The sequence below is a fragment of the Roseovarius litorisediminis genome (assembly GCF_900172295.1).
GTDB lineage: Bacteria > Pseudomonadota > Alphaproteobacteria > Rhodobacterales > Rhodobacteraceae > Roseovarius > Roseovarius litorisediminis.
The window spans coordinates 1-11,271 of the sequence record NZ_FWFL01000006.1 but is presented as its reverse complement, the minus strand read 5'-3'; the positions used below and the strand labels follow the sequence as shown (position 1 = coordinate 11,271).

The 11,271-nt window shown below is 55.7% G+C and carries 9 protein-coding genes and 1 pseudogene; 3 read left to right on the top strand and 7 right to left on the bottom strand.

The window, feature by feature from the left end; all coding sequences use genetic code 11:
• Positions 1 to 42 precede the first annotated feature (42 nt).
• Positions 43 to 573 carry an outer membrane protein assembly factor BamD gene (locus tag PEL8287_RS12080; RefSeq protein WP_085892674.1) on the bottom strand — a complete coding sequence of 177 codons (531 nt, stop codon included), beginning with the start codon at positions 571 to 573 and terminating at the stop codon, positions 43 to 45.
• Positions 574 to 985: 412 nt separating this feature from the next.
• Between PEL8287_RS12080 and gspD the strand changes: the two genes are divergently transcribed.
• The 3 genes from gspD to PEL8287_RS12065 are packed head-to-tail and all read left to right on the top strand — an operon-like array spanning position 986 to position 5,582.
• On the top strand, positions 986 to 2,926 hold the full coding sequence (gene gspD / locus PEL8287_RS12075; protein ID WP_085892673.1) for a type II secretion system secretin GspD: 1,941 nt from the start codon (positions 986 to 988) through the stop codon (positions 2,924 to 2,926).
• A gap of 2 nt (positions 2,927 to 2,928) precedes the next feature.
• Complete coding sequence (locus PEL8287_RS12070; protein ID WP_085892672.1) at positions 2,929 to 4,380, top strand: GspE/PulE family protein; 1,452 nt, start codon at positions 2,929 to 2,931, stop codon at positions 4,378 to 4,380.
• Positions 4,377 to 5,582 carry a type II secretion system F family protein gene (locus tag PEL8287_RS12065; protein ID WP_085892671.1) on the top strand — a complete coding sequence of 402 codons (1,206 nt, stop codon included), beginning with the start codon at positions 4,377 to 4,379 and terminating at the stop codon, positions 5,580 to 5,582. The genes PEL8287_RS12070 and PEL8287_RS12065 overlap by 4 nt, the downstream gene beginning before the upstream one ends.
• A 9-nt stretch (positions 5,583 to 5,591) precedes the next feature.
• Here PEL8287_RS12065 and PEL8287_RS12060 read toward each other — a convergent pair whose 3' ends face one another.
• The 6 genes and pseudogenes from PEL8287_RS12060 to PEL8287_RS12035 form a co-directional block, all read right to left on the bottom strand.
• Positions 5,592 to 6,326 (bottom strand): CDP-alcohol phosphatidyltransferase family protein, encoded by a 735-nt coding sequence (locus PEL8287_RS12060; RefSeq protein ID WP_085892670.1) that lies wholly within the window; start codon positions 6,324 to 6,326, stop codon positions 5,592 to 5,594.
• Positions 6,323 to 7,021 (bottom strand): annotated as a pseudogene (locus PEL8287_RS12055) (phosphatidylserine decarboxylase); the annotation flags it as partial. The gene PEL8287_RS12060 and the pseudogene PEL8287_RS12055, both read right to left, overlap by 4 nt.
• Before the next feature lie 13 nt (positions 7,022 to 7,034).
• Positions 7,035 to 7,430, bottom strand: a complete 396-nt coding sequence (locus tag PEL8287_RS12050; protein ID WP_085892668.1) for a diacylglycerol kinase — start codon at positions 7,428 to 7,430, stop codon at positions 7,035 to 7,037.
• 59 nt (positions 7,431 to 7,489) lie between these two features.
• Entirely contained in the window at positions 7,490 to 9,208 is a 1,719-nt protein-coding gene (gene metG / locus PEL8287_RS12045; RefSeq protein ID WP_085892667.1) for a methionine--tRNA ligase, read from the bottom strand.
• 56 nt (positions 9,209 to 9,264) lie between these two features.
• Positions 9,265 to 10,488, bottom strand: coding sequence for an MFS transporter (locus PEL8287_RS12040; protein WP_085892666.1), 1,224 nt, complete (start codon positions 10,486 to 10,488; stop codon positions 9,265 to 9,267).
• Between the two features lie 79 nt (positions 10,489 to 10,567).
• Positions 10,568 to 11,122, bottom strand: a complete 555-nt coding sequence (locus PEL8287_RS12035; RefSeq protein WP_085892665.1) for a YceI family protein — start codon at positions 11,120 to 11,122, stop codon at positions 10,568 to 10,570.
• Positions 11,123 to 11,271: the final 149 nt, after the last annotated feature.

The window sequence follows — 11,271 nt, the reverse complement described above, 5'->3', positions numbered from 1 at the left end:
CGACCTGAATTTCTGCAGGTTGCGGCGACACGCAACAGGCTGTTAACCGCTTTTGTTGACGCGCGATAACTCTTCGCGGATGTCACTGCGGCGCGACGCCATGGCGCCCATTGGGTCCATTTCGGGATCAATTTTCAGCATCTCATCAATGGCGCTGCTGGCGGCGTGCAGGCTGTTTGCTGTCCCGCTGCCAAAATCGCCATTGTTCATCGCCAGAATGGCTTTTTCATGTTCAGCAGCCCCCTTGACGGCCAGAGCAGCAGCGCGATCCGAGCCTTTAAGGGTCTGTGCCAGCGCACCTGATACGCTTGATGCTTCATCAAAGCGGCCTGCGCGCAACAGGGCATGGGCATATTCCAGCCGCAGTCGCGGTTCAAACGGCCCTGCCTCGGGGATCATGGCGCCATAGCCTTTGATTGCCATGTCGTAGTTGCCTGTTTCAAGCGCTTTTCGGGCAATACTGTAATTGCGCTGAAAGCTGCTGCCTTTGCTTACGACACCCGGCTCACACGCGGCCAATGCAAAGACCAGCCCAAAAACGGTCAATGAACGGCACTCAAATTGAATGCGCATCTTTGTTTCCTGCCTCTATATTTTTATTTTTAGCTTTAACACGGAGTTTCCCATGTCGCATACAAACAGAAGTGATTTTTAGAAAAGAATTTACGTTTTCGGCGAAATGGTCACATTAATGATCCGCGCTGTGCCGTTGAAATCAAAGGCAATTTCTACTGCCAAGCGCAGGCTTGGAAAGTCTTTATGGCTTTATTTCCAAGACCTTAATATCGGTCGGCGCGGCAGTTTGGATACACTGTGTGTTGGTCGGCTGCCCTCTGGCATTAATGATAGAATCGCTAACTTTTTGTGGTTATACTGCTTTTTAATAATATGAGAGGGAGGCCCGTGTGACGAAACGCGCGATGGTAATTCCCTGAGAGGCACATAGGCGAGCGGAGTCAGGATATGACGTCCTTGGTATTTCAAAATGCTGTTTTTTAGAGCGTGGGCCCTGTCGGCCGTTGTTCTGTTTCTTACGACGTTTCAGGGGCAGGCACAGCTTTCTCTGGATCTGCGTGACGCAAGTTTGCGGGATTTCGTGCAGATCGTGGCTCAGTCAACAGGCCGAAATTTTGTTCTGGACGAGCGCGTTCAGGGCACGGTGACCGTGGTGGCGCCGAACGAGGTGTCCAGTACGGCGGTCTATGAGATTTTCCTGAACGTTCTGGAGCTTAACCGGCTGACCATCGTCGAAGGAGACGAGTCAGACAGGATTGTTCCGGTTGATATCGCACGCGAACTGGCGCCGGGACAAAACAGATCAAGGTTGGGTGGCGATTACGAAACCCGCGTCATTGCTGTGCGAAACAGTTCAGTGGATGAAATCGCTGAAGTTATACGACCACTTTTGCCCGCCGAGGCCGTCATGTCGACAGTGCCGGATTCCGGGTTGATGATCCTTTCGGACCGGCGCGAGAACTTCCAGCGTATCGTGCAACTGATCGACCGTCTGGATACACCGACGCGAAATGCCATTGAAACAATCCCGCTGCGAAATGGTAGCGCCGCTGAGATGTTGTCGGTCATCAATACGCTGGCGATTACACCCCCGGGCTCCAGTCTGTCTGCCGATGCGAGATCGAATGCGCTGCTTGTGTCTGGCACGCCAGAATTTCGGAACCGCATACGTCAGGTTGTAAATCAGCTGGACAAGCCACAGCGAAATTTCGCCACCCGTGTCGTGCGACTGAACTATGCGGATGCCGCAGAACTTTCCGATGTAGTGCGTCAGTCTTTTGGCGGGCAAGCCACCAATGCCGAAGGCCAGGTCAGCGGAAACAGCGCTATCACGATTGTCCCCGAGCCGCAGCAGAATGCCATTATCGTTTCGGCGCCATCTGATCGCATCGGCCCGATTGTGGACGCCATCAAAGGATTGGATCAACGTCCCAGCCAGGTTCTGATCGAGGCCGTGATTTTTGAACTTTCCGTCGATAGTTTCTCGGAGCTGTCTGTTCAATTCGGCGGGGTTCTTGAAGACGCCGTTGTCGGGGGGGTAGAGTTTGCCTTTGAGGGACGCCCCACGCTGACCGGTCTGGTCGGAACGGTTCTTGCAGGTAATTCGCCGACCGGCGGAGGAAGTGGGGGAACCCTTGCCGCGTTTGACAAGCAGGGCTTTGGCGGATTTCTGGCAGCTTTGGCGACAAAGACGTCTACTCGTTTGTTGTCGACGCCTTCGATTCTGACCCTGAACAACGAAGAGGCCGAGATTGTCGTAGCGCAGAATGTGCCGTTCGTCACCGGCAGCTTTTCCACGGTCGGCGACAGTGCCGTACCCGAGCAGCCTTTTCAGACCATCGAAAGGCAGGATGTAGGTTTGTCCTTGCGCGTCACGCCACAGATCACGCGGGATAACACCGTACGCCTGTCGATCGATCAGGAGGTTTCGAACCTGACCAGTTCAGCCTCTGCGGCGGGCGGTGAAATTACCGCCACGCGCCAGCTTTCGACCAATGTTCTGGTACGGGATGGTCATGTTATTATGTTGGGTGGCTTGCTGGAAGATAGTTCGGATTCGATAGGCCAGCGCGTACCGGGCCTGAGTGAGGTGCCACTGCTGGGCAAGCTGTTCCGTGGGCGCAGCGTGTCGCAGACGCAGCGCATCCTGTTGATTATGTTACGGCCACGCATATTGAGCTCGGACTCAGAGGCGCGTCGTTTGACCCAGCGGCTGGCACGCGAGGCGAAACGTGCAAGTGAGGCAATCGCCCCGATAGACGATGGCAGCTACCCTCGCGTTCCAAGTTTAAGCTTCCCGTTTGACGGAGCAAACCTGGACCAGCCCTTTGACGCCGGATTTATTGACGAAATGGCGCAAACTCGCCGTTATCCTCCGTTGCCATCACGGTTGCAATTCGGGGAAAGATAGCGATGGCGGCGCCGGTCCTTCCGTTTACCCTTGCACGTGACCAGCAGGTGCTGGTCGAGGGCGACAAACTGCTGATTGGGCCAGCTGCCACAATGTTCGGTCTGCGCGAAGCGCGTCGCCGGGCAGGGACACCGCTGGACGTGAATAAACTGACAACCGAGGACTTTGAGGCGCGCCTTGCTTCTCTTTATCAGGGCGGTGGCGGTGCGGATGAGGTCGATGGCGAACTGACCTTTGATCTGGAAGAGCGCAGTAGTGCCCGGGGCCCACGGGATCTTCTGGAGGATGGGGAAGAGGCCCCGGTAATCCAATTGGTGAACCAACTTTTGCGCCGTGCCGTGCGGGCCGGGGCATCAGACCTGCATGTAGAGCCAAATGAAAACGGTTTGCGGGCAAGGATGCGGGTGGACGGGATGCTCCAATCGGTCATGGACCGGCAGGATGTCCCCGTGCGCCGTGTTGTATCGCGACTGAAAGTCATGGCGGGTCTGGATATTTCAGAAACCCGTCTGCCGCAGGATGGCCATATCGCCCTTCGGCTGGGCGGTCGTGCCATAGATGTGCGGGTTTCGACCTTGCCGGGAAATTACGGTGAAAGGGTGGTTATGCGGGTGCTCGACCGCTCGGCCGGGCTGCTGCCGCTTGATCAGTTGGGTCTGCGCCCTGATCAGGTGGTTATACTGGAGCGGCTCGCCTCAAAGCCAAACGGAATTATCCTGGCCACAGGACCTACAGGCAGTGGCAAGACGACGACGCTTTATTCGCTTCTGCAACTGGCCAATGATGAGATTCGCAACATTCTGACGGCTGAAGATCCGATTGAATACGATCTGCCGGGGATATCCCAAAGTCAGATCAATGCCGAGATCGGCATGACCTTTGCCGCTGGCCTTAGAGCCGCCCTGCGACAAGATCCTGATATTATACTGGTTGGCGAAATCCGTGACCATGAAACTGCCAGCGTGGCCGCGCAGGCTTCGTTGACGGGACATCTGGTGTTTTCATCGCTGCACGCGAATGGGTCTGTTGGGGCGGTGGTCAGGCTGCGTGATCTGGGGCTAGATGATTTTCTGATTGCAGCCACTTTGCGCGGGGTGATTGCCCAGCGTTTGCTGCGAAAACTTTGTACGGAATGCTGCGAAATGGCGCCGCCCACCGTTGAAGAGAGCCGACATTTCACCGATGCGGGCATGGATGTACCACCCACGATTGCCCACGCAAAAGGCTGCAGCACCTGCCTGAATACCGGTTATGCAGGCCGTATCGGTATCTTTGAGATACTCGAGGTTAGCGACACGTTGCGTGATGCCATTGATCAGGGCAAGTCCGAGCTTCAGATGAAGGAAAAAGCGCTGGCGCCGGATCAAACGTTGTTTGGTCAGGCGCTGTATCAGGTGGCTGAAGGTAAAACCAGCCTGGCCGAAGCACTGCGAGTGGTAGGCGACGCGCTGTGAAGGCATTCGCATACACAGCCTTTAATGCCAACGGCCAGCGTAAAAAGGGCACACTTGTGGCCGAAAGCGAGGTGCAGGCCTCGGAAATTCTGAGATCGCAGGGGCTGTTTGCCGAAGAAATTTCCGCCAAAGGCCAAAGCCGCAGTTCCGTAAGGGGACGCCGGCAAAGGCTTAATGCAGATATGAGAGCCGTTTTTACCCGTCAGATGGCAGTGCTTTTGTCCTCGGATCTGTCTGCCGAAGTCGCCCTTGAAACGGTTCGAAGTTCGGGTACATCCCCGGCGATCGAGGCTGCTGCGGCTCAGGCCAAGGCCGCACTGCTGGATGGCCAGTCGTTATCGGAATCTCTGGAAAGTGCCGATGCCGGGTTCCCGCGGTTCTATGTGGCTGCTGTGCGCGCCGGCGAAGTTTCGGGCGACGTTTCTGCCGTGTTCGAAGGGCTGGCTGATTACCTGGAAAGTGTCGGCAGCGACAAGGCGCAACTGGCAACTGCGCTGATTTATCCGGCATTTGTGGCAGGTGTATCGCTGCTGGTTTGCGGAATATTGATGGTCAATGTTGCCCCTGAAATTGCCGCTATGTTTGAGGTTTCAGGCCGTGAATTGCCGCAACTGACGCAGTTTGTCATGGCCATCAGTGACTGGATTCAGGCACATTGGATCGCGTTGCTGGTTGGGCTGGTTTGCGGTATTTCCGGGATTGTCATGGCCCTGAGGGTGCCGCGTATTCGGGACCGTTGGCACAATGTGGCGCTTGCGCTGCCGGTAATCGGGCGGTTGTTGCGCCTGTCGGCGGCGGCACAATATTTGCGCACACTGGCGCTGGTCATATCCAGCCGCCAGACTGTTGTTGATGCCGTCACCAGCGCAAGTGACGTTCTTGTTATCACCCGTTTCCGCAATGAAGCACAGGCCTTGGCCGAGGCGGTACGCTCAGGCGAAAGCCTGAGTCAGGGACTGACCCGGATGTCGTTGATTCCACCTGTATGCCGTCAGTTGATTGATGCAGGGGAAAAATCAGCACGTTTGGGAAAGATGACCGAACGTTCGGCCGTTCTGGTCGAGACTTGGCTGACCAACGAGCGAAAGCGCGTTGCAGCCCTTTTGGATCCCTTGCTGATGATGCTTGTTGGCGGGATGGTCCTGGTGATCGTGCTGGCAATTTTGCTGCCAATTTTTGATTTGCAGGCCGCTGTCGGTTAAGGCCCGTATCTATCGCTTGAATGCAAAAATGGGGATAGTGGCCAGATAAACCGCGCATATGAATAAAATCGTGATCCAAGGATAAACGATAAGGGACATGATCGTCGCGGTGGCGACAAGCATCACGGCATATTGGAAGCGGGGCGGGATCACGACGTATTTCAGTGAAACGGTTCGAAATGTACCAATGGCCAGACCACCGCAAAACAGGATGTAAATTGCTGTGGCGATTGGATAGGCCGAGCCGACGTCAAACCCCTGCATCCGCATGAACAGCGGCGCAAAGGCAAGACCCGCGAGGGCTGGAGCAGGCACGCCGACAAAATAATCCTTAGATTTGATCACCTCTTCCTCGACCTGCAGCCCGACATTGAAACGCGCCAGACGGAAGGCGCAACAAGTGGCCAGAGCAAGCGAAGTAAACCAGCCGAAATTTGCGTGTTCCGAGCCGGCAAAGATCGAAAAATACAGGATCAGTGCGGGCGCGATACCAAAATTGAAAAAATCTGAAAGCGTATCAAGTTCGGCTCCCATCTTGCTTTGGCTTTGTAAAAATCGGGCAACCTTGCCGTCTGCTGCATCAATAATCATTGCCAGCACAAGCAGCGTCAACGCTGTTTTCAAGTTGCCCTGAAGTGCCATCCGGACAGCGGTTAGGCCGACGCAGATACCAAATATCGTTATCATATTCGGAATCAAGCCGCGCAGTGGCACGCCTGAGGACACTCTGGGCTGGTGTTTCATATCAGCTTTCCTTGCCAGTTTTCCGCAGGCAGGTTCAGGTCAGCCAGAATTGTTTCACCTGCGACGGCCGTTTGGCCTACGCTGACGCGAGGAGGAACACCTGGTGGCAGATAAATATCAAGTCGGCTACCGAAACGGATCAGTCCGAACCGTTCACCTGCATCCAGTTTTTCACCTACAGAAGTGAAACATACAATCCTTCGGGCGACCAGCCCCGCGATCTGAACAATGCCGATTTTTATGCCATCGTCACCCGTGATGGTAAGGGAATTGCGCTCGTTATGTTCGCTGGCTTTATCTAGTGACGCGTTTACGAAGCGGCCTTTGTGGTAGACGATCTTTGATACGGTTCCGGGAATGCAGGCGCGGTTTACATGGCAGTTAAAGACGTTCATGAAAACCGAAACGCGGGTCAGGGGCTGCGTCCCGAGATCCATATCCGCAGGTGGAATAACATCTGAAATCAAGGAGATGATGCCATCCGCCGGTGACAGGACCAACCCGGGTTTTTGCGGCACGCTGCGCACGGGATTTCGAAAAAAATAATAGCACCAAACGGTGAGCGCGGCGCCTATCCAGAAAAGCGGTTTCCACAAAAGGCCCAGCAAAATGGCGATGACCGCAAAGATCGCAACAAACTTGCGCCCTTCTTTGTGCATTGGCACCGCGACGATTTTTATCATGTTCATGTGTGGATCCGGTTTTTTGTCATTGGAAAATGATCGAACATACTGTGATGCCCGCGTACAGGCCCGTTGCTATCAGCATACACATCACGGCCAGTGATCCCAGATCTTTGGCGTGTTTTGCAGGTTCGGACCAATCGGGTGAAATATAGTCCACAATACACTCAATCGCCGTATTCAGTGCTTCTACCACAATTGTCATCAGGACCAACACCGCCATGACGACAAACTGTTGCAACGATGCACCGACGAAATAAAGCAGGATGAACAACAGACAGGCCGCCAGGACTTCGTGCCGAAAGGCCGCTTCCCGCCAGAGGCGTTTGAGGCCTGCAAGCGAGTAGCCGGCAGCGGCGAAAAAATGAGCCACACCGTTTACACGTTCTGGTCGGGGGCGCGGGGTTTCGGGATTGGTCATGTCTTTCCTGTCTTGGACAGCGGGCTGGCAGTGGGAATTCAAGCCGGCTATTAGGTCAATCAGTCTCCTGAGCCTGAAAACCGTGATAGCCAGTCTTCACGTTGCTCGTCGGTGATTTTGGCGAACAAAACCTCGGGTACGGTAAAGCCATGGCCCGGCGCAAGTGAATGGAGCGCAGCACTTACGTCATCAGGCCAGTCGTTGTCGTTCGTTTGCATTGCTTTGAGCATCGATGCCGTTGCATCGGGGATAAAGGGCTCCGACAAAATCGCATACAGCCGGATCAGGTTCAGGGCCAGACGTATCTGCATCGCGGCGGTTTCAGGGTTTTCCTTGAAGGTGGCCCAGGGGGCCGCCGATTGCAGGTATTCGTTGCCTTCCACCCAGATCGCACGCAGCTCCTGCGCCGATTTGCGCACCTCCATTGCCTCCATATGACCTTCATAGGCGCGGATACGGGCCGTGAGACGATCAATCAGGGCAATTTCGGCCTCACCCAAATTGCCGCCTTCTGGTACTTTTTCGTCGAATTTCGAGCGGCAGAATTTGGTGACACGGCTGACGAAATTACCCAGCACATCAGCCAGATCCTTGTTTACCGAAACTTGGAAGTTTTCCCACGTAAACTCGCTGTCACTGCTTTCGGGGGCATGACTCAGCAGCCACCAGCGCCAGTAATCGGGCGGCAGGATATCCAGTGCCTGATCCATGAACACGCCGCGCCCCTGGCTGGTGCTGAACTGCCCGCCATCATAGTTGAGGTAATTAAAGGACTTAATATAGTCTACCAGCTTCCAGTCTTCGCCTGAACCAAGGATCGTCGCGGGGAAGGAAAGCGTGTGAAAGGGCACATTATCCTTGCCCATGAACTGGGTATAAGTCACGTCGTCGGCACCTTTTTCCGTGCGCCACCAGCGTTCCCATGCGGCATCGTCCAGCCCGTTTGCCTCGGCCCATTCGGCCCCGCAGGCGATGTATTCGATGGGGGCATCGAACCAGACGTAGAAAACCTTGCCTTCCATGCCTGGCCAGTCTTCGTCGCCACGTTTCACGGGAATGCCCCAATCCAGATCGCGCGTAATACCCCGGTCCCGAAGACCGTCACCGTCGTTCAGCCATTTCCTGGCAATTGATGTCGTCAGAATGGGCCAGTCTTTTTTGCTGTCGATCCAGGCGTTCAGCTGGGCGCGCATGACGCTTTGTTTCAGATAGAGGTGTTTGGTCTCACGAACCTCCAGATCGGTCGATCCGGAAATCGCGCTGCGTGGATCAATAAGATCGGTCGGGTCCAGCTGTTTGGTGCAGTTCTCGCACTGGTCGCCGCGGGCCCTGTCATAGCCGCAGTTGGGGCAGGTGCCTTCGATATAGCGATCCGGCAAAAACCGTCCATCGGCATTGGAATAGACCTGTTTTTCAATAATTTCGTCAATCAGGCCAGCCTTGTAGAGCTGCCCGGCCATATGTTGTGTCAGCCTGTGGTTTTGTGGGCTGGAGGAGCGGCCAAAATGGTCAAAAGACAGGCGAAAGCCTTTGGCAATCTCGGACTGAACGTCGTGCATGCGTGCGCAATAGTCGGCAACGGCTTCTCCCGTCTTGGCCGCAGCCAGTTCTGCCGGGGTGCCGTGTTCATCCGTTGCGCAAAGAAACAGCACTTCGTGGCCACGACTACGCAGGTAACGGGCATAAAGGTCGGCGGGTAGCTGACTGCCGACAAGATTGCCCAGATGCTTGATCCCGTTGATGTATGGGATTGCCGAAGTGATCAGATGTCGTGCCATTTGGATCGTACCCTTTACCGCTTTGTGCTTCCTTTAGCGCAGCTTGTCGGGCAGTTCTAGCGTTTGTCTCGGCTACGCCCTGTCAGGCGTCCGATCATAAAGCTGGTACGTGGTGACCAGACATAGGGTGTGCGGTCGCGCAGGGTGGGCCGCGCGCGCATCCGACTAAGGCCGAATATGACCAGAACAGCGTGACCCACGGCGATCATTGCAAACATGGCGCCGGGTCCATAGGCATCCATTAACCACGAAGCGACAAGAGGTGCGGCAATGGCGCCAAGCGCGTAGAAAAACATCAGCGCCGCCGACAATTCGACCCGCTGACTGTGGTCGGCAAAATCATGGGCGTGCGCGGCCGAGACTGAGTAGATGGGAAAGGTTGTAAGCCCGAAAAAGAATGCGGTCAGCAGGATGCCATTTTCGCTTAGGTCGTGTGACATAGCGGTCAGGGCGCTGCTGAAAATCGCTGCAACCGACAGGCCGATCAGCACCCAGCGGCGGTCAAACCGGTCAGCCAGCCAGCCCGCCGGATATTGGGCCAGCGCCCCGCCCAGTACAAAGGCGGCGAGAAACCAGGCGATCTGATCCACGGCAAGCCCAACCTGTTGGCCATAGATTGGCCCGACCATGCGAAAGCTGGCGCTGGAAAGCGCGGCAACAACCACACCCGCTGCAGCCAGGGGTGAACATTGGATGGCCAGCCGGGGGCGAAGGCGCGGGGCGTCGGGTGTCTCGGGTTGGCTGGCCCGGGTGAGCGTCAGCGGCAAAAGGGCAGCGCAGCACAGGATAGCCAAAAGGTTGTAAGATACGTACGAGGCGGGCTCCAGCACCGAGATCAGCATTTGTGCCACCAGCGATGCGCCCATGTCTGCCACCCGGTACGCGCCCATCGTGCGACCGCGGGTTTCGTTGGTGACCTTGGCCTGCAACCAGGCCTCGATTACCGTATAGCAACCCGCAACACACAGACCAGACGCTACGCGCATCAGCGCCCAGGCATAGGGATTGACCACCATCATGTGGGCCAGCAATCCGATGGCCCCTGCCGAGGTGAAAGCCGCAAAAGCACGCGAATGGCCGACGCTGCCCATCAGGCGTGGCGCCCACCAGCAACCAATGAAAAAACCCATGAAATGAGCCGATCCCAAAAGGCCGATCTGTTCGGTGTCAAACGACAGCGCCAAACCTGAAATGGCATCCAGCGGGCCAACGCCACCTGACGAAAGCTGCAAGAGGATGACCGACAAAAAGAGGGCCGCAAAGGAGATCAATAAGCGCATATTGCCCCAAGCATCGCAGGCTTGCCTGCGAAGGCCTGTGCATAATCGACAATTCTGTGTCGTTTTCCGCGTCTGGAATTTATTTCTGGATCCGGGCCAGAATACGCAGGTCTATCTGGTCATCGACGTATCTGCCATACCCGCCTGCGCCAAAGGCCGCGCGGCTGATTGATCCGGTCAGAAGTATCGTCAGACGGCTGCGGTCGCCCAGTTCTGTGCCACGCTGACGATAGAGCCCTGCCTGAAGTGTGACCGGCCGGGTAACGCCACGCACTGTGAGTTGCCCGACAACAGTTGCGCCTGACAGGTCGCCGGTGATCCGGGTTGAGCGGAAACGAATTTCGGGGAATCGGTCAGTAAAAAGAACCTCAGGGCTTTTCACTGCCTGTGTGGCAAAGAAAAACCCCGCCCGGGTCGCACGGGCATCCAGCGCTACGGATACCTGGCTGTCAGGGACATTATCTAAATCTATCATCATGTTGGCGGATTTCACCGGCATGGTTCCGTCCTTGGGAGTACCGCCAAAGATATAGCTGAAGCCGACCTGCGAGCGAGCAGTATCAAGCCGGTATTGTTGTGGCTTGGCGTCGGCCAGAGAAGCAACCAAGCATAAGATGATGGTCAGGCTGCGCATGCTGAATCCTCGAGGGTTGTATTAGGGCCTGTTAACACTATTACGTAGTGCTGTTTGATGCTAAGTATCTGTTATGAATGAGATAACAGAAAATCAATACGCGCTGATCCAGCCCTACTTGCCAGTCCAGCGCGGGAATGTGCGGGTTT